Genomic DNA, 21,652 nt, shown 5'->3' on the forward strand with positions numbered 1-21,652 from the left:
GGTGATTGACGCGCCGGAGCTGGCCGTCCCCAGCCTGCTGCGCCAGGACCTGCCGGCAGTGGTGGACGCTGCCCTGGGCCGGCGCGGCATGGTGGTCACCCGGGCCCAGGCGCAGAGCATCATTCCTCCCGGGGCCAACATGACCACGGGCGGGCTCTGGCGGGTCCAGGGAATGGCACAGCAGGCCGGACCAGGCAACGCAGCGGAACCTGTATCCTTCAGCGTCATTGCCAAGCTCACCCAGTCGCCACTGTTGTGGCCCGGCATCCAGGCTGTACCCCCGGAGTTCCGCGGGCAGCTGGCGGAGCGCTACCCGTGGCGCACTGAAGCGCAGGCGTACGCCGCAGGGGTCAGCACAGCATTGCCCTTCAACGCCCGGATGCCCGAGGCTTTCCGGATCACCGAGCTGGATGCGCAGCGGATCCTCATCTGGATGGAGGACGTGGACGACGACGGTGGCCAGGGATGGAGCGATGAGCATTTTGCGGAGGCGGCCTTTGTCCTGGGCGGCCTTGCGGGCAGCCAGGACGTGGATGCGTGCGTCACGGCAGTGCCCGACGCCACGACATCACGGCGCATGGAGTTCTTCCTCGAAGGCGTCGGAACGCAGCTGCTGATCCCGGCGATCATGGACGACGACGTTTGGCGGCACCCGGTGGTGGCCGGCGCCGCGGACCCTGCGGTCATCATCGGGCTGCGTAGCCTGGCAGGGAGGGCCCCGGACCTGGTTAACGTTCTCGTGGCCCTGCCCCAGTTCCCCATGCACGGCGACGCCAGCCCCCAGAACCTGCTGGCCCGCGCATCCAACGGCGGGGACGAAGCGTTCACCCTCATCGACTGGGGAAACTTCGGCAGGGGCCCGGCCGGATTCGACCTGGCGCAGCTGCTGGCCGGACGGGTCAACGACGGCGACATGCCGGGCAGCGACCTTGTCCGGTTGGCGCCGCTGTGCGTGGACGCCTACTGCAATGGGATGGCTGAAGCCGGAACCGAACCCGATCCGTCATCCGTCGCCCGCGGCCACGCAGCCGCCATGGCCGTGTTCACCGGCCTGTCCGCACTGCCGTTGGACCAGCTGGCGGCGCCACGCCCCGGGCTGGAGGACGTGGTGGCGGGGCGGCTGGACATGGTCCGGTTCATCCTGGGACGGCTGGCCGCGCTGGGTATGTAGGCGTGCATGCCAAGACAGCTGGACTCACCATCCCATCGTGCCGGGCTCACCCTTGAACGGCCCCACCACCTGGTGGGTAACCCAGCCGCCGTAGAAGCCTCCGGCCTGCGGGCGCGCAACTTCGCCGTTCACCTCGCACCGGTCCATCGGCCCCGCATAGACAGCCACCAGGCCCGCCAGTTCCTCGTAGCCGGGCAGCGGCTGCGGGTAGGACCAGGCGGCCCGCTCAGCGGACCGGCCGCCGCCGCGAACGGTGAAGTACTCGGCTTGGCCCTTGAACTCGCACCAGCTGGTTCCCTGGGCGGGGTCCAGGGCGCCGGGAAGGAACGCGGCGCGCGGAAGGTAGTAGACGGGCGGGTGACTGGTTTCCAGGACCCTGAGCCAGTCGGTGGTGTCGAGGATCAGTTCTCCGCCCAGGAAGATCCGGATCCGCCCGGAGCCGGATTCCACCAGCGGAGGGCGCGGATAGTCCCACACGGATTCCTGTCCGGGGCCGGGGACGGCCGGCACGATGCGTTGACTCATGTGTCCAGTGTGCGTCGGGGAGCCCGGTTACGCACACGGGAACCCAAAACGCGGTAAGAACGTTCGGCGTCGCGCATCTTCCCCGGTTACGGAAGCGGGAATACAGTGATGCTTGCCGGGCGTGATGCCGGCACCAACTGTTTGACGGACCACCGCGTGCTGTTTCTTATTGCTGCCGGTGGCCCCTTCCACCGGTAGTACCTATTAGTTTCTGGCCATCGAAGGGGTTGGACCAACATGACCGATCTGAGCGCAACCGAAAACGCAACTGCGGGCGAACGCACCATCCGGGATTGGGCGGACCTTGCCGAGGAGATGTGGTCATATCTCACCGGCAAGGGAGCCGCGATCAACTATCAGTTCATTGACATGACCGTGGAGGTTCCTCGGGACATCGGCCCCGATGCGCCACGCGCCACCTGGAAGCTCAACGGCTCGTTGCGGGTGACCACCAGCGACCGGGATGCCGCCGGGTCGGACGCGAACCGCGGCTGACATCATGCCGGAGAACCGCTTGGACATCGATCTGGACTTTACCTTCACGGACGAGTCCGGGGAGGTCACCACGGGACGGGCCCGGGCCGCCGGGACAGAGGTCACCGTGTCGCTGGACGGCCTCGCCCCGTTGGCGGGTGGCGGAATGCCTTCGGTGGAGGCGATCAAGCCACTGGCTGACTTCCTGGCCCGCAAGGGGTTGAGTGTCACCGTGGCCGGACCGGATGGAAATGTCGTCAGCCTGGGCCAAGTGGACAGTCCGGCTACGCAGCGGTTGGTGACCCGGTCGCCCCACATAAAGCTGGGCAAACTGGGGTCCCTGCTGCCGCTGGTCCGGCACGGCAGACGCACGCCCAAGGGTGTGGGATTGTTACCGCCCTTCACCCCAATGCCATTGTTTCCCACCGTGCAGCGGAAGGTAGTACGGCGCGTCACCACAACGCATTACACCCGGGGCGGGGGCAGGCCGCGGCTGATCTTTGTCCAGGACGCAGCAAGCTGGACAGGCCAGGTTCCGAGGGAAGTGGCCCTCACGGACGATGCCACGACCATTGGCAGCAGTCCGGAATCCGGCCTCGTGCTGGAAGGCCTTGAGGCGCTGCACGCCGAGATCAGGCACGACGACCAGGACGAGTACGTCCTGGTGCCGCACGGCCCCGTCAGCGGAAGCGTGGCCCGCTCCGGACCGTCCGTACTCCGGACCGGAGCGAGGATCCAGATGGGGCAGTGGTGCCTGGCGTTCTTCCGGGAGGAGTTCGCTGACCACGGCCGCCCATTCGGTGGCCGCAGCGGCGGCGAATTTGCCTATGAACGCCCGCAATTGGACCCTCGGACCGGGACCATGGAGCGGGACAGCAACGAAGGGGTCACGTAGGGGAGCGCGCTACTGGCTACTCCCCGGCGACCACGTCCTTGGCGTCCATGATCCGGTAGGCATACCCCTGCTCGGCCAGGAACCGCTGCCGCTTGGCGGCGAACTCCTGGTCCAGCGTGTCGCGGGCCACCAGAGAATAGAAGCGGGCTGCCCGCCCGTCCTTCTTGGGCCGCAGCAGCCTGCCGAGCCGCTGTGCCTCCTCCTGGCGGGACCCGAACGAACCGGACACCTGGATGGCCACCGATGCCTCCGGCAGGTCGATGGAAAAGTTGGCCACCTTGGACACCACCAGCGTCTGGATCTCCCCGGCACGGAAGGCATCAAAGAGCCGCTGCCGCACCTTGACCGAAGTGTCCCCTTTGATGACGGGCGCCTGCAGGCGCTCGCCGAGGTCGTCGAGCTGGTCAATGTACTGGCCAATCACCAGCAGCTGCTCGCCGGCGTGCCGTGCCACCAGCTGTTCCACCACCAGGGACTTGGATTCGGAGGTGGAACACAGCCGGTATTTGTCGGCGTCGTCGGCCATGGCGTAGGCAACCCGTTCGTCCTTCGGCAGGTCCACCCGCACCTCAACACAGTCCGCCGGTGCGATGTAGCCCTGGGACTCGATGTCCTTCCACGGTGCGTCGTACCGTTTCGGCCCGATCAGGCTGAAGACCTCGCCCTCGCGCCCGTCCTCACGGACCAGGGTGGCCGTCAGGCCCAGGCGGCGGCGTGCCTGAAGGTCTGCGGTCATCCGGAAGATGGGAGCCGGCAAGAGGTGCACCTCGTCATAGATGATCAGGCCCCAGTCATGGCCATCCACGAGTTCCAGATGGGGGTACAGTCCACCGCGTTTGGTGGTCAGGACCTGATAGGTGGCGATGGTCACGGGCCGAACTTCCTTGAGCGCACCGGAGTATTCGCCGATTTCGTCCTCGGTCAGGGACGTGCGCTTCAGCAGCTCGTCCTTCCACTGCCGGGCGGCCACGGTGTTGGTGACCAGGATCAGGGTGGTGGTGGATCCGGTGGCCATGGCCGCAGCACCCACCAGCGTCTTACCGGCACCGCAGGGGAGCACCACCACGCCGCTGCCGCCGGACCAGAAGTTTTCGCTGGCCAGCCGCTGGTAGGGGCGAAGCTGCCAGCCGTCCTCGTTCAGTGCGATGAGGTGCGGCGTGCCGTCAACGTACCCGGCGAGGTCCTCGGCCGGCCAGCCGATCTTCAGCAGAATCTGCTTAAGTTGGCCACGCTGAGACGCGTGGACCACCACTGTCTCGCCGTCGATCCGCGGCCCAAGGAGCGGCTGGATCTTCTTGGCCCGGATGACTTCCTCGAGCACCGGATAGTCGTCGGTGCGCATCACCAGCCCGTGCTGGGGATCCTTCTCCAGGCGCAGCCGACCGTACCTCGACATCGTCTCCTCGATATCGATCAGGAGCGAATGTGGTACGGGAAAGCGTGAATACTTCAGCAGCGTGTCCAGGACCCTTTCGGCGTCCAGCCCGGCGGCACGGGCATTCCACAGCCCCAGCGGCGTGAGCCGGTAGCTGTGCATGTGCTCGGGGGCCCGCTCCAGCTCCGCGAACGGCGCGATGGCATGCCGGGCCTCGGTGGCGAGCTCGTGGTCCACTTCGAGCAGGATGGTTTTGTCACTCTGGACAATCAGGGGTCCGTCGTTCACGCAGGACAGTCCTTTACTGGTGCAGTTCTTCTGCAGCCTCGATATCGATGATCCGGTGGATGGACAGGACCCGCTCCGTGTCCTTGGCGGGGTCGAAGACACGGACTCGTCCGCCGCTTACTGAAAGCGGAACAACGGTTTCCAGGGTGGCATTCCCCAGGCTGTCCACCACGTTCATGCTGATCCGTTGCTTGAGCCGGATGGCGCGCTGCAGCGCCTCCAGGCCCAGCTGGGTTGCCGCTTCGGCCTCATGCCCGGCCGCACCGTGGCGGCCGGGCACGCCGTCCTCCTGGCGCAGGACGGCAAGCTGGGCGTCCACGTCGTCGGCGGCCGGTGCAAGGCGGGGTGCGGTGTACACAGGCCGCGGGCTGTCCTGCGGGACCGGTCCGCGCCGGAGCCGGACTGCGGAGTCCTCCACGCCATCCACCGACGGCGATAGGCCAAGGCCGCGCAGGATCTGCACTGTTTCACGGGGCGGCAAAGAGGACGCCAGGACGGTGGGAGCGAGCTGGACCAGGCCGAGCGAGGCTGCCCGTGGCCCCGCGAGGAGTTCCTGCAGCGCTTCCTCGTCATCGCTCTGGATGAAACTGGCGGAAGTCCCCACCCGAAGCTGCCCATGTCGGGTTGCGGTGTCCTGGATGAGGTATTCCAGCGGCTGCGGCACCGCGGTGGCTGAGTGGTCGCGCAGGAACTGCAGCAGCCGGCCGGCGTCATACCCGGCGTCCAGTGCGCGCCGGACGGAGGCCTCGGAGAACCGGTAGATCGTGGCTGGTCCCTGGCCTTCGGCGTCGGCCATGGCCAAGAGCTTTTCAGCCAGGTCGGGTGCCAAGTAACCAGGTGCCACTGCTGTCAGGTCGGCCTGGAGCAGCACATGGTTCAGTGCAGCCGGCAGGTGCTGGCCCAGGAGTGTCATCGCCTCGTCCGGGTTGTCACCGGCGAAGGCGGCTCCCAGCTGGGTCAGGGCCCCGGAGCCCACCAGGCCGAGCAGCTCGGCCTCGGCGAGGACGCCGCGGATCAGGGAGCTGAAGCGCCGCGCCATCCGGGGCTGCGCCCACTCGGCGCGCTGGAGAACCGCCGCCGCGTCCAGTACCGGCGCGGCTCCGTCGCCGGACGCCGCCTCGGTGGTCAGTTCCAGCAGTATCTCCAGGATGCGTTTGCGGATGACGGGGGCGTCGGGCCGTTGCGCTTCCGCAGACAACGGGACGATGGCCCCGCCGGCAGCCGACCGGTGCGCGGCCGGAACTCCGGAGGTTCCGTTGACAGGCTGGCCCACCAGCGACGGTACGCGTTCGCTGGACAGCCAGGCATTGACCAGCCACTGCCATTGCTCCTGCCGGGGCAGTGCCAGCCACTCAAGCTGCGGTGGCAGCACCCACGACGACGAATCGACGTCCAGGCGGATCAGTCCGGCAAGGCCGCAGAGCTCCAGCAGCAGTCCCACCTGGGGCTGGCTGATCCGCAGCAGCTCACCGAGCCGCCGCGTCTCACGGACCCCTACGCCGCCGCTGCGCAGTGTGGCCAAGGGCTGGCGCTGGACGGCGTGCAGCAGTTCGCCCACCAGCCGCAGGGTGTCCGAAATGGCACTCAGGGCAGCATTCCGCCGGAGGGCCGCGGTGGTGGTGCCGAGCTCCGGCGCCGGCGGCGTCAGGGTGAAGTCGTTGATGATGGCACCGCCCCGCAGGGACAGGCCGACGCTGTGGGGCAGTTCCACATGGGCAGCGTCCAGCGGAACCAGCAGCCCGCGGGCCAGCAGCCAGTCGATGGGTCCGACGTCGGCGCCCTCGGTGGTGACGGACGCCTTGCGTTGCGCCTGGGGGACGGCACCCATGGCCCAGTTCCGGAACCTGGCGAGCAGCGCCGTCGTCCGCTCCGGGGCATGGGCGAGGATGTCCTGCACTGCCTCCGGCGAGGATGTCCAGTGCTGCAGGGCCAGTGCTGCTTCCATCGGGGTGGTGGCGTCCTGGATCTCGACGCCGCTCCGGTGCAGTTCGGACACAAGCTGGACCGCCCGTTGGGCGAACGCCGGCTGGAGCCGGACAAGTTCCGTGTAGCTGCGGCCCAGTCCCGCGGGATAGATGCCCACCACGTCCTTGAGGCAGCCCACGGGGAGGTAGAAGCGCTGGCGGTTGACGGCGGGGGTTCCGTGGGGTGGATCGGCCCGGTGAACCAGGGCAAGTTCCTGCAGGCGGTTGAGGATCCGTTCCAGGGTGGGCACCGAGGAGCCTGCAATCATCTTGTGCAGCGCGGGTGCGCTGGCGCTGTGCCCGGTATCTGTGTTGGTGCACAGATGGAGGGTTTCAAGGACCTGCATCTGTGGCCTGTTGAGCCGCTCCAGGGCACGCTGGACGCTGACCCGCGAGCTGGCCCGCGCCGCCAGGGCAGGGAAGTCCGGCACGGCGGGGGAGAGCAGGTCCGGCCGCGCGGCGAACAGCTCCCGCAGCGAGTCGTCGCTGCGGGCCTTCAGGTCCTTGCTGAGCGCGCGAATGAGGGACATCAGTCCAACGTTACCGCTGGTCAGGTTTTCCTGCCCGGCGCCGCCCTGCAACGCCGTCGAGCACCAGGAAAAGCATCAGGATGAATGCCGCGGGCAGGCCGTACAGCGCCGTGTAGGTAACCCACGCGGGAGCCACTGACCCGGCAAAGGCGAGGGCCATGACCGCCGCCACGGCGGCCAGCGAGAGCACGGCAATGACGGCGGCGGCAATCATGATGGGCCGCCGGTAGCGCGAGGGTGTCATGGACGTAACGCTACCGCCCCTCCGGCAGCGCGCGTGAACCGGCGTCCGGGGCGGCATGAAGCGGGATTCGGGGGCGGGGCAGGATAACCTTGAAGGATACAGACCAACGCGGTACGCAGCTGCCATACCTTAAACCCGCACAACCGGTGCGGATGCGGTGGCGGCCGGCCGTGTCTCACAACAGCAGAACGAAGAAGGTTGATTCAATGCCTACCGGCAAGGTCAAGTGGTATGACAAGGAAAAAGGCTTCGGGTTCCTCGCGGGCGAGGACGGCCAGGAGGTCTTCCTGCCCAAATCGTCGCTGCCCGAGGGCGTAACGGAACTCAAGGCCGGCACCCGTGTGGAGTTCGGCGTGGCTGACGGCCGCAAGGGGGCCCAGGCCCTGGGCCTGCGCGTCCTCGACAAGACTCCCTCCATTGCCAAGGCCAAGCGGCCCAGCGCCCGCGACCTTGCACCCCTGGTCCAGGACCTGGTGACTGTCCTCGACAATCTCTCGGGCACCCTGTCCAACGGCAAGTACCCGGACGGCAACAAGGGCAAGGCAATTGCCGCCGCCCTGCGTAAGGTTGCCGACGAGCTGGACGTTTAGGCAGCAATGAATCCGGAAGCTGAACAGCCCGACGCAGGTATGCAGGCCTCGGAACAGGAGATAGCCGTTGTGCCCCAGTCGGCTGCCTCGGAGCGCACCGCCGTCTCCCGCGCCGCCGCGGCCGTGAAGGCGGCTCCCCAACGCAAGGCCGGCGTGCCGGTGTGGCGGACAGGGAAGCCGGACGCATTCCTGGCCGCCGCCGTCGACGTTGCCAGGACTGCCCTCGAGGGAATCACCTCGGCGTCGGACATCGGTCCGCACCTGGCTGCCAAGAGCGAAGGCGACCGCCTGGTGACGCACCTGTTCGAATCCAGGTTGCCTGGCTACTCAGGATGGCAGTGGTATGCCGTCATCACCCGCAACTCCCGCTCCAAGCTGGTGACGGTCAACGAACTTGGCCTTTTGCCCTCGGAGGATTCGATCCTCGCCCCGGAATGGGTGCCGTGGGCTGAGCGGGTGCGGCCCGAGGACGCCCGGGAAGAGGACCACGAGCAGGAGCGCGCGGTTCCCGACGCCCAGGGTGCCGGGGAATCGGCCGCTTCGGCGGCCGGAGCTCCCGAAGCGGAATCGGAACAGGAACCGGGACAGACTGGGCCTGCGCAGCAGGCCGGATCCTCGGACGCTGGCCAGGCATCAGACGGGGAGGGCTAGCCAGCCCTTCTGTGGTGGTCCCATCGACCCAACCAACAGCGAACGGCGCCGTCCGGGGTAAACCCGGGCGGCGCCGTCGTATGTTCAATCGCCGGGGCCTTGCCGACGGCGGGAGCTACTTGCGCAGCTCGCCCACCACAAAGTCGATGCTCGCCAGCAGGGCTGAAACGTCCTCGGGGTCGATGGCAACGAAGGTGGCGATACGGAGCTGGTTGCGGCCCAGCTTGCGGTAAGGCTCCGTGTCCACGATGCCGTTGGCGCGCAGGATCTTGGCTACCGCGGCGGCATCCACAGAGTCGTCGAAGTCGATGGTGGCAATGACGTTCGAGCGCTCGTCCGGGTTGATGACGAACGGCGTCGCGTAGTCAGATGCCTCGGCCCAGGTGTAGATGCGGCCGGCGGAGTCGGCGGTGCGTCCCGCTGCGAAGTCCAGACCGCCGTTGGAGTTCAGCCACTGCACCTGCGCGTCCAGCGTTACCAGCGTGGACAGCGACGGGGTGTTGTAGGTCTGGTTCAGCTTCGAGTTGTCGATGGCGGTCTGCAGGTCCAGGAAATCCGGGATCCAGCGGTCGCTGGCTTTGATCCGTGCTGCGCGTTCCAGCGCGGCGGGGGAGAACAGGCCAAGCCACAGCCCGCCGTCAGAGGCAAAGTTCTTCTGCGGGGCGAAGTAGTAGACGTCGCTCTCGGCCACATCTACGTCCAGGCCGCCGGCGGCGGAGGTTGCATCGACCAGGACCAGTGCGCCCTCATCGGCATCAGCTACGCGCTTCACCGGAGCGGCGACGCCGGTGGAGGTTTCGTTCTGCGGCCAGGCGTATACGTCGACGCCGGCCTCGGCCCGGGCTGCCGGGCGGGTGCCCGGTTCCGAGGTGACGATGGAGGACGCATCCAGGAAGGGTGCCTTGTTGGTGGCGGCGGCAAACTTCGACCCGAACTCACCAAAGGACAGGTGCTGGGCCTTCTTCTCCACGAGGCCGAAGGAGGCAACATCCCAGAACGCGGTGGAACCGCCGACGCCGAGGACGACCTCGTAACCCTCCGGCGCGCGGAAGAACTGGCTGAGGCCCTCGCGGACCGAGCCCACGAGGTTCTTGACGGGGGCCTGCCGGTGGGACGTGCCCAGGATGGTCTTCGACGCCGCAGAGAGCGCATCGATCTGTTCCTGCCTGACCTTGGACGGCCCGGCTCCGAACCGTCCGTCCCGGGGCAGGAGGTCGGCGGGAATAGTGATGCTGGTTTCGCTCACGGGGGCTCCAATGTCGGCGGGGAGGTGGCTTTGGCCGGGCGGGCGGATAACGCCACCCGACAGTCGGCAGTGACTGCAATACAGGCCTTTCCCATTCTGCCTGAACAGGCGTAGGCGCGGGAGCCGGAGCCGCCAAAGTCCAAACATTGAGACACGGGAACGTGGAGCCTGCAACTATTAGGACAAAGTCAAAATAGGCTAAGCTTGCCTCCGGACTATGTCGCGCCGCATGGCGGCGGGCCGTGTGGGACAACGCGGAACAACGCAGGGTATTGCGCTCGAGGAGCTGAGCTGGATGACGGATCTGATCGACACTACGGAGATGTACCTTCGGACCATCCTGGAGCTGGAGGAAGAGAACATCGTTGCCCTGAGGGCCCGTATTGCCGAGCGGTTGCGCCACTCGGGCCCCACCGTGTCCCAGACCATCGGCCGGATGGAGCGTGACGGCCTGGTGGTGGTGTCCGGCGACCGCCACCTGGAGCTCACCGAGGTTGGCCGCAAACGCGCCACGGAGGTCATGCGCAAGCACCGCCTTGCCGAACGGCTCCTGGCTGACGTCATCGGCCTGGACTGGGCCTACGTCCACGACGAAGCGTGCCGCTGGGAGCACGTGATGAGCGAGCGTGTTGAGCGCCGGATCTACGAACTGCTCAACCACCCCACCGAATCTCCTTACGGAAATCCGATTCCCGGACTGGCCGCCCTGGGCGGGCACCCGGAGCTGTCCTTGGCCGACGGCGCGATCAGCCTCCTGGAGGCCATGAAGACGTACGGCCCCGCCTCTGCCGTGACCATCAGCCGGCTGGCCGAACCCATCCAGGTGGAACCCGAACTCCTTTCCCAGCTCGACGAAGGCGGCATCCGCCCTGGAGCAGCGGTATCGCTGGAGCGTGTGGGGGACTACATTTCCGTCCGTGTTCCGGGCATTGAAGGCGCCCTGGAACTGCCTCCTGAAGTGGCTGCCCACGTATTCGTAGCCGTCAACTGACACCGTAAAAGCCACGCTTTTACCCCGTGGGAGCTGGATCACGCAAACATAACGGAATTGTTACTAAGGGACTTAAGCCCCTATAGTTGAACGAAAGCGTTGATACTTAAGCGTTACCTGATCTGGAGCCGAGCTCTGCCAGCGGATCAGGAGCACCAAGTCATAACTGGCAGAGGCGGGGGAACCACAACTGGCAGCGGGGGACTGCCTTGGGGTGAAGTCCGTCAGCAGCAAGCCTCTTCCAGTGAAGGAACCTTCCGGGGATTTCTCTGTGCCGCAGCTTGCTTACGGCGGACCGGGTCTGTGAACTCTCTGACCCGAATCCGACAGCTAACTTCGCAGGCTATCCAGAGAGGAACCCTTCTTGACCATGCAGACCCCCCGGGGCCGCCGGCGCGCGGCGGGCCCCGCTGCTACGCCGCGTGCTGTCGAAGCCGTCCAGGCTGCCGAGACCTCGCGCCCCCGCGATCTTCACCGTGATGCGCGCCGCCGTCGGGGTCCATTCCGCCAGATAACGGAATTCGCCTCGGCCAGCGGCATCGGCCAAAAGGCCGGCATCGCGCTTGCCGCCACCGGCCTGGTGCTCACCGTGACCGTCCCCGTCACCAGTCCTGTTATGGCGACTGACGCCAGCGGAACCGGTGCCGTTGCCGCCTCGTCGGTGACGCCGCAGCCCGCGATTTCCGCAGAAGCTGGCGCCCAGATCGACTTCAGCCGCTCCGCCGTCGTGACCCAGGCGGACCCTGACGGCAAGCTCAAGCAGCTGCTCAGCGCCCAGTCCGCAGGATCGGTCTCCCGGGCTGCATCCGCCGGTACCCTGGGGGCCCCGCTGGCCACCATGGCCACGGCATCGCCGTTCGGCTACCGCGTCAGCCCCATCACCGGCGGCACTGGCGACTTCCACCGCGGGCAGGACTATGTTGCCCAGTGCGGAACCTCCGTGATGGCTGCCGCCACCGGAACCGTGACCTTTGTGGGCTGGCACCAGTACGGCGGCGGCAACAGGGTGGTGGTGGACCACGGCAACGGCCTGGAGACCACCTACAACCACCTGTCGTCGTTCAACGTCACCGAGGGCCAAACCGTCTCCCGTGGTGACGTCATAGCCCTCAGCGGGACCACTGGCGCCTCCACCGGCTGCCACCTCCACTTTGAAGTCCAGGTCAACGGCGAGGTCGTCGACCCCACCGGCTGGCTCTAGCCAAATGATGGTGGACTCTCGAATGGCCGTGACCCGCCGTGACCTGAATGTGACATTCAAACAAAACTGCTGTACCGTCTAACTCGCGTCAACTTTTCCGAAGTTGACGCTCTTGAGTGGATTGCCTAACTCTGCCACCGCTCAAGGTCCGTTCGCATTTCATCGTCTGGCAGGGGCGGGGGAACCAATTTTGGCCTTCTTGTTTCGAAGGCCTTGGGGTTAAGTCACGAAAGCTTCCTTGGAAGCCGTGTGGCCGGGTGACTCCCATCCGAATCCGACAGCTCACCTCGCAGGCATTGGGAGAGGCTACCTTCGTGTCTTCACGCCATAATGCTGCGCGCCACCGTGCGCAAACGGTTCGTACCAACCCTTTGGGCGCCGTGTCCAAGGCTGTTAGTGCCAATGCCGGGACAGTGGGTCGCCAGGCTGCAGTAGTTGCAGCTGCTTCCGGCCTCGTTCTGGGTATGGGCCTGCCGGCCGTCGCGGACACCACCGCGGGTGTCTCGGCATCCACCGAGTCGGGTTCGGCCCAGACGGCCCTCGCCGTCACCGCGGCACCTACTGCCACCGTTTCCTTCGAGCGCCCGGTCATCAAGACCACCGCCGCTCCGAAGCCCGAGCCGGTACGCACCCAGTCCACAGCTTCAGCAGCACGGGATGCCGGCAACGCCGTCACCGCAGCCGCTGACTCGACCGAAGCTGCCTCCGAGAAGCTCGCGGAGACCGTTTCCTCCGCCGCCACCTCGGGCATCGCGGCTATCGCGTACACCGGCATTGGCCACCCGTACGTGTGGGGCGGCACCAGCCCCAACGGCTGGGACTGCTCCGGATTCACCCAGTGGGTCTACGCCCAGGCCGGCATCAGCATCCCGCGCGTCAATGCCTGGAACGCCATGAAGCCCACCTCCACCCCGCAGCCTGGCGACCTCGTCATGCAGAACGGCGGCGCACACGTTGGCATCTATGTCGGCAACGGCATGATGATCAGCGCGCTCAACCCGTCCCAGGGCACCCTCCTTCACGCGGTTGCCGCCACCGGAACCTCCTCGTTCTACACCATGAACTAGTTTCTGGGGCCCCAGGCCCCAGAAACTTTTTCTTTGCCCCCGCTTTTCGCTAATTCACACATCCCCGTTCGGGACGCGCCGACGTACCCCCAAGATGCCGGCGCGTCCAAAACCCCCGTGTTGCCTACAGGCCCGGGGACAACGAAAGAGAGAACTGATGACGACTCGTGCTACCGCACGGCATCGCGCCGAAGTCACCAAGACCAACTCAATCGCCATTATCGCCAAGGCTGTTGGCGGCAACGCCGGCGGCGTTGGGCGCCAGGCAGCGGTTATCGCCGCAGCCTCGGGCCTGGTCCTGACCAGCGGCATCGCCGCAAACGCAGCTGACACCAACGTCCAGCGCGACTCCGCTCCTGCATCAGCTTTTGAAGTTGGAACAGCTGTGGAAGCCCCGATCTCCGCGGCGTCCACCATCAACATCTCCTTCGAGAAGCCGGCCGTCAGCACCAGCCCGGCTCCGGTGGTTGAGGCAGAGCCCGAGGTTGAGGTCCAGGAAGCCGCTCCGGCTCCGGCCGCCCAGGCCGCCGCAACCCAGACCGCTGCAGCGCCGAAGGTCACCGCTACCGTCACGGCGCAGCCCGCATCTGCTCCCCAGGCATCCTCCAGCGGCAAGGGCGCAGCAATCCTGTCCGCAGCGTACGCCCAGCTCGGCGTCAACCAGGACTGCACCATGCTGGTCACCAACTCGCTGGCTGCCGTGGGCATCAACTTCCACGACTGGCCCGCCGGCTACCTCTCCCTGGGCCGCACCGTGAGCGCTGCCGAGGCCCAGCCCGGCGACCTGATCTACTACGCCGACGGCGGCGCCGGCATGGCCCACATCGCTGTTTACGCCGGCAACGGCCAGGCTGTGCACGGCGGCTACAACGGCAACCAGACCGTGGTCTTCAGCGCCAACGTCGGTTCCGGGCCGGTCTTCATCCGCGTCAACTGATCTTCCTGAAAGGGCCGGCCGGTACGGCCGCCCCCGGAGTGAAAGGACCCCTGCCCACGCGGCAGGGGTCCTTTGCCGTTCACGGGCGGTGCGCTCCGGACGTCCTTCCCTGACGATACTGTGTGCCGTGATTAGCTGATCCTGCATTTCTTTGTTTACTCTTGTGGTGTCGATCCATAGCCCGGACATGCCGAGGGCAGCCGGCCCTCGTGCCCCTGACGGGTGCGGCCGTGAAGAGGTACGTGCATGCGCACTCTCGTTCTGAATGCTGGATATGAACCGCTGGCGGTTATTACTTTCCGCCGGGCGCTGGTGCTTGTGCTCACAGGCAAGGCAAGCGTGGTAGCCGAGGGCGATGACCCCGTGGTGGGTCCGCAGGAAATCCTGGGCCGCCCCTCCGTGATTCTCCTCAACCGCTACATCCGGCCCAGATACAACCATGCCACCGCCGTCAGCCGGCGCGGCGTCCTGAGGCGAGATGGGCACAAGTGTGCGTACTGCGGAAAAGCAGCGCACACGATCGACCATGTGCACCCCAAGTCACGCGGAGGGGCGGACTCCTGGGAGAACCTGGTGGCTGCCTGCCTGCGCTGCAACAACGTCAAAGGCGACCACACGCCCGCTGAAATGGGCTGGAAGCTGCGGTTTGAGCCGGCGCCTCCGCACGGCACCATCTGGCAGATCAAGGAACTGGAAAAGCCCACGCCGGCGTGGGATCCGTTCCTCCTGCCGGAGCGCGCCGCTTGACCTGCGCTGACTGTCTGCTGTGCCCCATTGATTGACCTGCGCTGACGGGTTGGCGGTCCTGGCGGTGTTGCCTGCGCCGGCCGCCGGGCCTGGGCGTTGCTGGCCGCCTCACCTATTGAATGCCGGGGCTGTCCTGTCGGCGCCCGGCACTGGCTACGCTTGAACCATGCAAGACGACGTGCCGGCCTTTGATGCCCTCATCCTGGCGGGAGGCCGGTCCTCACGGCTGGGAGGAGTCCCGAAACAGGGGCTGCTGTTTCGCGGAACCACCCTCCTGGACCGGGCCCTGGCCGCCGCCGAAAGAGCCCGGGACACCGTGATTGTCGGCCCGGATCCCGGCCCCTTGCCCCCCGGAGTGCTCACGTGCCGCGAAGAGCCGGAGTTCGCCGGCCCCGCAGCGGCCATTGCCACCGGCCTGGATGTCCTGGACCGGGCGGGGGCCGGCGCTCCGCACACCCTCGTCCTGGCCTGTGATATGCCCTTGGTCTCAGGGGCTGTGCGTGCCCTACTGCGTGAACTGTCCGCGGGGCAGGGGGCGGGGTCCTATATGGCCTGTACCGAGGATGAACATGGTGGAGGGAAGATGCAGCCGCTGGCCGGAGTTTATAGCACAGAAATGCTAAAAAGCGCCGCCCGGGAAATGGCCGCGAACGGCCGGTTGGTCAACGGATCAGTCCGCTCACTCCTTGCTAGTCTGGACGTGCAGCTTGTCGCCGTTCCGGCCGCTTACACGGCAGATGTGGACACGTGGGACGATGCCGCCGCACTGGGGATTGCCGCCGGCAGCCCGGATGTGGAGGACGTGGACGGGGCCGGGCGCGGCCGCAGTTAACTTTGGAGGCACGTGGTGAAGAGCCAGGACGAAACACTGGAGGAGTGGTGCAGGTCGCTGCTCCAGGCCTACGAGCTTGAGGATGTCCAGGTGGACATCAATGCCATCCTTTCCCTTGCCGGTGTGGCGGCGCATTCCGTGGTCCGTCCCGCCGCCCCGCTGACCACCTTCATCGCCGGATTCGCCGCGGGCCTGGCCTCGAACTCCGGCGGTTCGACAGATGCCGCGGCCATGGAAAAGGCACTCTCCGTCGCCCGCACGCTGGCTGCCGACTATGACGCTGAAGCCCCCGGGGCTCCCGGCGAATGACAGAAGCACCCGGGCAGCAAGCAGCATCCCCCGCAGGGAATAAACACAGCCTCGGCCACAGCCTTGAACACAGCCACGGACACCCGCAAGAACAACTTCAGGAACAACTGCCAGAACAACTGCAGGAACAAAACGACGAAGGTCAGGCCGGAACCGGCCAGGAAGAGGGCCAGGGCCACCATCACCTGGCCCACACCTGGGCCGAAGCCCGCCAGGCCGCCTTTGACGCCGCAACACCCATCCCGCCCGGACCGGTGCCGCTGGAACAGGCCCAGGCCCGCAGGTTGGAGCAGGACATCGTTGCGCTCCAGGACATGCCGCACTACGCTTCCTCGGCCATGGACGGCTGGGCAGTCAACGGGTCCGGGCCGTGGATCCCCGTGGAAGCCGGAGCCCGCCTGGCGCCGCACCAGGCCAGCCCCATCGTTACCGGCGGACTCATCCCGCCCGGCGGCAAGGGGATCCTGCGCAGCGAAAGTGCTGTCCTCGCCGAGGACGAGGACGGGCTCCCCGTCCTCGCCACGGGTGGCACTGCCCGCCCGGGTGAACCGCGCAACGGCCAGCACGTGCGTAAAGCAGGCGAGGAAGCGCAGGAAGGGGACATCCTTGTTCCGGCGGGGGTGACCCTGAATCCGGCACACCTGGCAGTCGCCGCACTGGCCGGATATGACGAGCTGCAGGTACAGGGCAAACCCCTCGTGCGCCTGCTGCTGACCGGGTCCGAAGTAGTGGTGCACGGCCTGCCAACACCGGGGAAGGTCCGGGACACGTTCGGTCATCAGCTGCCGGCCGTCGTCGGCATGCTCGGTGGTATCCCGGGCGGCCAGCAGCGCATCGGCGACTCCTACGGGGATTGGCTCGCGGCCCTGGAGGACGTGGTCCCGGAGGGTCCCGGCGCACCCGGGCTCCCGGCCGACGTCGTCATCACTACCGGGGGGACCGGCCGCTCCGGCACAGATCATCTCCGCCGCGCCGTTGCCGAACTGGGCGGCCGCCTGGTGGTTGATGGCGTGGCCATGCGGCCCGGGCACCCGGTGGTGCTGGCCGAACTCCCCGACGGCCGGTTCGTCCTGGGCCTGCCCGGCAATCCGCTCGCCGCCATGATGGCGCTCTTTACAGTGGGTGCGCCCCTGTTGGCCGCCCTGGGTCACGGAACACTTCCGGAGGTACAGGAAGTGGCCTCAGGTACCCTCATAGACCCGGATCCGGGCCGCACGCGCCTCATGCCGTTCCGGCTGGTGTACGGGATGGCGTCTCCGGCCCAGCACACCGGCCCGGGCATGATGCGCGGGCTTGCCACGGCCGACGGCGTCATGGTGGTTCCGCCGCACGGCGTGCAGCTGGGGGAGCAGGTACCGGCCTTCGCACTGCCGTGGGGCCCGCCCATTCCAGCCCCGGCCGACCCCGCCAAAGCCAAACCGCGCAGCAACAGGACGTCCCGGCCGGCCGCGAAGGCCGGCCCCGCGGGGCCAGTGGACTGGAGCGCCCTTCTCGGCTGAGCCGGGGGTTTGGCAGAGCAGGCACCCTGCAGTGCGATGATGGAGACATGAACAGGCAGGACGGTCCATGGGACGCGTGACGCAGCGCCGCAAGGTGCATAAGTATGTCCTGGACGGCTCGCCGAAGGCGCTGGAGTTTCCCGTCCGCTACCGCGAGGATGTCCTGGCGGTGGAGGAGCCGCTGGAAATCCGGCTGGGCAGCCTCTCCTATTCGGTCACCATGCGGACCCCCGGCGACGACTTCGACCTGGTAGCCGGATTCCTGGTGTCCGAGGGCGTGATCTGGACTCCGGACCAGCTGGTTTCCCTGCGCTTCTGCGCCGGCGAGGACGAGAACGGTGTCCAGACTTTCAACGTGGTGGAGGCCCAGCTTCGTCCTGACGTCCCCCTGCCGGAAACGGGACGGAACGTTTACACATCCAGCTCCTGCGGCATCTGCGGGACCGACTCCATTGAAGCCGTCCGGAAGTCCTCGCACCACAGCCCCGCGGCGGACCCCCTCAAGATCGACGCGCACGTGCTGGCATCCCTGCCCGCCCTGCTCCGGAAGTCGCAGCGCCTCTTCGACGATACCGGCGGGGTGCACGCTGCCGGGCTTTTCCGGATTGGGGACGACGGCGGTGTGCAGCTGCTGTGCCTCCGCGAGGACGTGGGACGGCACAACGCGGTGGACAAGGTGGTGGGCTGGGCCCTGCGCGAAGGACTCCTGCCACTGCGCGGCACCGTCCTCCAGGTGTCCGGACGCGCGTCATTCGAGCTGGTCCAGAAGGCGGCCCAGGCGGGGATTCCCGTGTTGGCTGCCGTCAGCGCTCCCTCCAGCCTGGCCGTGGAACTCGCCGAAGCCAGCGGCCTGACGCTTGCCGGTTTCAGCCGGGGAACCAGCCTTAATGTCTACGCCGGAGCCGCCAGGATCAGCAGTCCGGTAGCAGCCGCCGCGCCCGCCTGACGCCCCACCAACCCCCTTCGGATGCTGCCGCTAAGGGGTTGGTTTGCTGGCTACCAGCGGGTAGATTTGTCCATCGAATGGACACGATGATCCAATTTTTCCAAGCGCTAAAGAGGGCCCACATTGCATGACGACCGCAGGATCACGGAAGTCCGACTCACCAGGTTTGTGCGTGAGCGCATCGACCCTGCTGTCTACAGCCGGACCGTGCCCCTGACCCTGAGCAGCTGGGACGTACCGGATGAGCCGGTGCCCGCCCTCGAAGCGATGCGGCAGCAGTTCCAGCCCCTCGAGCACGGGACGGCATGGGGCAAGCCGTGGAGCACCAGGTGGCTCCGGCTGCAGGGCGACGTCCCCGAGTCGTGGGGCACCGGCCCGGACACCACGGTCGAGGTAGTGGTGGACCTCGGATTCACCGTCCAAACCCCCGGGTTCCAGTGCGAGGGCATTGCCTGGCGGCCGGACGGGACCATCATCAAGGCCGTCTCTCCCCGTAACCGGTACATCCCACTGAAGCTTCTGGGCACCGGCATGGCGGTGGACTTTTACGTGGAGGCAGCGGCCAACCCGGACCTCGCGCAGGACTGGACCTTCGCGGCAACTCCCTACGGTGACAAGTCCACAGCCGGAACAGCCCCGCACTACCGGCTGGGAACCATCGCCATCGCCGAACTCAACCAGACCGTCTGGGAACTGCAGCAGGACGTCTGGACCTTGTCCGGACTGATGGAACAACTGCCCCTCGAACTCCCGCGGCGGCACGAAATCCTCCGGGCCCTGGAACGGATGATGGACGTCATGGACCCGGACGATGTCGCCGGGACCGCGGCGGCCGGCCGGGACGCGCTGGCCGGGGTGCTGGCTCAGCCCGCCTACGCTTCCGCCCACCAGCTGGTGGCCACCGGCCACGCGCACATCGACTCGGCCTGGCTGTGGCCGGTACGCGAAACCGTCCGGAAGTGCGCCAGGACCTTCTCCAATGTGGTGGCCCTGATGGACGAGAACCCGGACTTTGTCTTTTCGTGTTCGTCCGCCCAGCAGCTCTCCTGGATCAAGGAGTCCTATCCGGAACTGTTCAGCAGGATCCGGGAGAAGGTCCGCGCCGGTCAGTTCGTTCCGGTGGGCGGCATGTGGGTGGAGTCTGACACCAACATGCCCGGCGGGGAAGCGATGGCGCGGCAGTTCATTGAGGGAAAATCGTTCTTCCTGTCCGAATTTGGCGTCGAGTGCCTGGAGGCCTGGTTGCCGGACTCCTTCGGCTATTCCGCCGCACTGCCGCAGATCGTGAAGTCCGCGGGAAGCCGCTGGTTCCTGACGCAGAAGATCTCCTGGAACCAGACCAACCGGATGCCGCACCACACCTTCAACTGGGAAGGCATCGACGGTACCCGGCTCTTTACGCACTTCCCCCCGGTGGACACGTACAACGCCGAGCTCAGCGGCCGCGAGCTGGCGCACGCGGAGCGCAATTACAGGGATCACGGCCGGGGCACTGTGTCCCTGGTGCCGTTCGGCTATGGCGACGGCGGCGGCGGACCCACCCGGGAAATGCTCAGTGCCGCCGCCCGCACCGCAGACCTGGAAGGCTCACCCAAGGTTCGGATCGGATCCGCTGAGAGTTTCTTCCGGCAGGCCGAAGAGGAATATGCGGCTTTGCCCGTGTGGGTGGGGGAGATGTACCTCGAGCTGCACCGCGGCACCTATACCAGCCAGGCACGGACAAAGAAGGGCAACCGGCGCAGCGAACACCTGCTCCGGGAAGCCGAGCTGTGGTGTGCCACTGCCGCCGTCCGCACCGACGCCGCTTTCGAGTACCCGGCAGCTGAGCTGAAGCGGCTGTGGCAGCTGGTCCTGCTGCAGCAGTTCCATGACATCCTTCCGGGCAGCTCCATTGCCTGGGTACACCAGGACGCCGAGCGCAACTACCAGGCCATCGAGGCCGCCCTGGAAGCCATCATCAGCCAGGCCGCCGCGGCCGCGCTGGGAGCAGGGGAGCGGACGTTCCTGCTCAACGCCTCCCCGCATGCCCGAAACGGAGTTCCGGCGCTGGCCGCCGCCGAACCGGCAGGCCAGGGTGGACCGGTCCGGGCCAGCAGCCGGGATGGCGGATACGTCCTGGACAACGGCGTCATCCGGGCGGTCCTGGACGCGGACGGCCTGCTGTCATCCCTGCAGGACTACGCCTCCGGCCGCGAAGCCATAGCACCGGGACAGCGCGGCAACCTGCTGGAGCTGCACCGGGACACCCCCAACGAATGGGACGCCTGGGATATTGATGAGTTCTACCGGCGGAACGTCACTGCCCTGACCGGCGCGGAATCGGTCCGGCTGGAGGAGGGGCCCGATGGCGCCACTGTTGTGGTGGAACGCCTGGCCGGAACCTCCCCTATCACTCAGCGCATCACCCTCGCTCCGGGCAGCCCGTCCCTGGCCATCACCACATCGGTGGACTGGCAGGAACGGGAGAAACTGCTCAAGCTCGGGTTTGCCCTTGACGTCCGCGCCGACCGATCGGCGTCGGAAACCCAGTTTGGGCATGTCTTCCGGCCAACCCACACGAACACGTCCTGGGAAGCCGCGAAGTTTGAGATCTGCGCTCACCGCTGGATCCACGTGGGGGAGCCCGGCTACGGCGTCGCATTGTCCAACTCGTCCACCTACGGCCACGACGTCGGCAGGAGCATCAGGGAGGCCGACGGCGGCACCACCACCACGGTGCGCCTCTCGCTGTTGCGGGCGCCGAAATTCCCGGACCCTACGGCCGACCGTGGCCGGCACGAGCTGACCGTAACCATCCGGCCTGGCGCAGATATTGGGGCCGCAGTGGAGGAGGGGTACAGGACCAACCTTGCGCCCCGGTTGGTCACGGGGGCCGCGCCGGTTGAGCCACTGGTCTCGGTAGGCACACCGGGCTTGGTTGTTGAAGCGGTCAAGCTTGCCGAAGACGGCTCCGGCGATGTCGTAGTCCGTCTGTATGAGTCGCTGGGGCAGCGCACTGCCGGGCGCATCACGGCGAATTTCCCCGTGCGTGACATCGTGGTGACAGACCTGCTGGAGCGGCCCACAGAGGCCCCCGGGGTGTCCGCGGCTGAGGGTGGCGCGGATCTTCAGCTCCGGCCGTTCCAACTGGTGACCCTGCGGTTCGTTCGGTAGTACCCGGAGGTCATTGT

General features: G+C 66.9%; 20 protein-coding genes and 2 riboswitches. Of the genes, 15 read left to right on the plus strand and 5 right to left on the minus strand.

From position 1 onward, the window contains the following. Position 1: 1 nt before the first annotated feature. Positions 2 to 1,171 carry a phosphotransferase gene (locus ACFV4R_RS13095; RefSeq protein WP_377202874.1) on the plus strand — a complete coding sequence of 390 codons (1,170 nt, stop codon included), beginning with the start codon at positions 2 to 4 and terminating at the stop codon, positions 1,169 to 1,171. Positions 1,172 to 1,195: 24 nt separating this feature from the next. Here the strand turns inward: ACFV4R_RS13095 and ACFV4R_RS13100 are convergent, their stop codons facing one another. Next, positions 1,196 to 1,696 carry a DUF427 domain-containing protein gene (locus ACFV4R_RS13100; RefSeq protein WP_377202875.1) on the minus strand — a complete coding sequence of 167 codons (501 nt, stop codon included), beginning with the start codon at positions 1,694 to 1,696 and terminating at the stop codon, positions 1,196 to 1,198. A gap of 237 nt (positions 1,697 to 1,933) precedes the next feature. Here ACFV4R_RS13100 and ACFV4R_RS13105 point away from each other — a divergent pair, with 237 nt between their 5' ends. Continuing rightward, entirely contained in the window at positions 1,934 to 2,191 is a 258-nt protein-coding gene (locus ACFV4R_RS13105) for a hypothetical protein (RefSeq protein ID WP_377202876.1), read from the plus strand. Positions 2,192 to 2,195: 4 nt separating this feature from the next. Next, the gene (locus ACFV4R_RS13110) at positions 2,196 to 3,065 is read left to right on the plus strand and encodes an FHA domain-containing protein (RefSeq protein ID WP_377202877.1); all 870 of its coding nucleotides are present in this window, start codon (positions 2,196 to 2,198) and stop codon (positions 3,063 to 3,065) included. A 16-nt stretch (positions 3,066 to 3,081) separates the two neighbouring features. Here the strand turns inward: ACFV4R_RS13110 and ACFV4R_RS13115 are convergent, their stop codons facing one another. Genes ACFV4R_RS13115 through ACFV4R_RS13125 form a run of 3 tightly spaced genes read right to left on the minus strand, consistent with a single transcriptional unit; the run spans position 3,082 to position 7,466 of the window. Beyond that, entirely contained in the window at positions 3,082 to 4,728 is a 1,647-nt protein-coding gene (locus ACFV4R_RS13115; protein WP_377202878.1) for a DNA repair helicase XPB, read from the minus strand. A 13-nt stretch (positions 4,729 to 4,741) separates the two neighbouring features. Next, positions 4,742 to 7,222 carry a helicase-associated domain-containing protein gene (locus ACFV4R_RS13120; protein ID WP_377202879.1) on the minus strand — a complete coding sequence of 827 codons (2,481 nt, stop codon included), beginning with the start codon at positions 7,220 to 7,222 and terminating at the stop codon, positions 4,742 to 4,744. A 10-nt stretch (positions 7,223 to 7,232) separates the two neighbouring features. Further along, on the minus strand, positions 7,233 to 7,466 hold the full coding sequence (locus ACFV4R_RS13125; RefSeq protein WP_377202880.1) for a hypothetical protein: 234 nt from the start codon (positions 7,464 to 7,466) through the stop codon (positions 7,233 to 7,235). 206 nt (positions 7,467 to 7,672) lie between these two features. On the opposite strand from ACFV4R_RS13125, the gene ACFV4R_RS13130 reads away from it, so the two are divergent. Together ACFV4R_RS13130 and ACFV4R_RS13135 are read left to right on the plus strand one after the other, a co-directional pair. Next, complete coding sequence (locus tag ACFV4R_RS13130) at positions 7,673 to 8,056, plus strand: cold-shock protein (RefSeq protein ID WP_377202881.1); 384 nt, start codon at positions 7,673 to 7,675, stop codon at positions 8,054 to 8,056. A 6-nt stretch (positions 8,057 to 8,062) separates the two neighbouring features. Then, entirely contained in the window at positions 8,063 to 8,707 is a 645-nt protein-coding gene (locus ACFV4R_RS13135) for a DUF3027 domain-containing protein (protein WP_377202882.1), read from the plus strand. Between the two features lie 115 nt (positions 8,708 to 8,822). On the opposite strand, the gene serC is transcribed toward ACFV4R_RS13135, so the two are convergent. Beyond that, on the minus strand, positions 8,823 to 9,953 hold the full coding sequence (gene serC / locus ACFV4R_RS13140; RefSeq protein ID WP_377202883.1) for a phosphoserine transaminase: 1,131 nt from the start codon (positions 9,951 to 9,953) through the stop codon (positions 8,823 to 8,825). Between the two features lie 295 nt (positions 9,954 to 10,248). Here serC and ACFV4R_RS13145 point away from each other — a divergent pair, with 295 nt between their 5' ends. The 10 genes from ACFV4R_RS13145 (at position 10,249) to ACFV4R_RS13190 (ending at position 21,635) form a co-directional block, all read left to right on the plus strand. Continuing rightward, a complete protein-coding gene (locus ACFV4R_RS13145) occupies positions 10,249 to 10,944 on the plus strand; it encodes a metal-dependent transcriptional regulator (RefSeq protein WP_261620672.1) in 696 nt (231 codons plus the stop codon). Positions 10,945 to 11,060: 116 nt separating this feature from the next. Beyond that, a riboswitch (cyclic di-AMP (ydaO/yuaA leader) is annotated at positions 11,061 to 11,304 on the plus strand. 10 nt (positions 11,305 to 11,314) lie between these two features. Further along, positions 11,315 to 12,145, plus strand: a complete 831-nt coding sequence (locus ACFV4R_RS13150; protein WP_377203011.1) for a M23 family metallopeptidase — start codon at positions 11,315 to 11,317, stop codon at positions 12,143 to 12,145. Positions 12,146 to 12,257: 112 nt separating this feature from the next. Continuing rightward, a riboswitch (cyclic di-AMP (ydaO/yuaA leader) is annotated at positions 12,258 to 12,455 on the plus strand. 70 nt (positions 12,456 to 12,525) lie between these two features. Next, on the plus strand, positions 12,526 to 13,212 hold the full coding sequence (locus tag ACFV4R_RS13155; protein ID WP_045732388.1) for a C40 family peptidase: 687 nt from the start codon (positions 12,526 to 12,528) through the stop codon (positions 13,210 to 13,212). Positions 13,213 to 13,369: 157 nt separating this feature from the next. Continuing rightward, a complete protein-coding gene (locus ACFV4R_RS13160) occupies positions 13,370 to 14,149 on the plus strand; it encodes an NlpC/P60 family protein (RefSeq protein ID WP_377202884.1) in 780 nt (259 codons plus the stop codon). A gap of 246 nt (positions 14,150 to 14,395) precedes the next feature. Next, the gene (locus ACFV4R_RS13165; protein ID WP_045732346.1) at positions 14,396 to 14,896 is read left to right on the plus strand and encodes an HNH endonuclease; all 501 of its coding nucleotides are present in this window, start codon (positions 14,396 to 14,398) and stop codon (positions 14,894 to 14,896) included. Positions 14,897 to 15,062: 166 nt separating this feature from the next. Continuing rightward, entirely contained in the window at positions 15,063 to 15,728 is a 666-nt protein-coding gene (locus tag ACFV4R_RS13170; RefSeq protein ID WP_377202885.1) for a molybdenum cofactor guanylyltransferase, read from the plus strand. A gap of 12 nt (positions 15,729 to 15,740) precedes the next feature. After that, a complete protein-coding gene (locus tag ACFV4R_RS13175) occupies positions 15,741 to 16,037 on the plus strand; it encodes a DUF6457 domain-containing protein (RefSeq protein ID WP_377227110.1) in 297 nt (98 codons plus the stop codon). Next, entirely contained in the window at positions 16,034 to 17,536 is a 1,503-nt protein-coding gene (locus ACFV4R_RS13180) for a molybdopterin molybdotransferase MoeA (protein ID WP_377202887.1), read from the plus strand. The genes ACFV4R_RS13175 and ACFV4R_RS13180 overlap by 4 nt, the downstream gene beginning before the upstream one ends. 67 nt (positions 17,537 to 17,603) lie before the next feature. Next, complete coding sequence (gene fdhD, locus ACFV4R_RS13185; RefSeq protein ID WP_377202888.1) at positions 17,604 to 18,482, plus strand: formate dehydrogenase accessory sulfurtransferase FdhD; 879 nt, start codon at positions 17,604 to 17,606, stop codon at positions 18,480 to 18,482. A 123-nt stretch (positions 18,483 to 18,605) separates the two neighbouring features. Continuing rightward, complete coding sequence (locus ACFV4R_RS13190) at positions 18,606 to 21,635, plus strand: alpha-mannosidase (protein WP_377202889.1); 3,030 nt, start codon at positions 18,606 to 18,608, stop codon at positions 21,633 to 21,635. Positions 21,636 to 21,652: the final 17 nt, after the last annotated feature.

It is taken from the genome of Pseudarthrobacter sp. NPDC059871 (assembly GCF_042731175.1).
GTDB lineage: Bacteria > Actinomycetota > Actinomycetes > Actinomycetales > Micrococcaceae > Arthrobacter.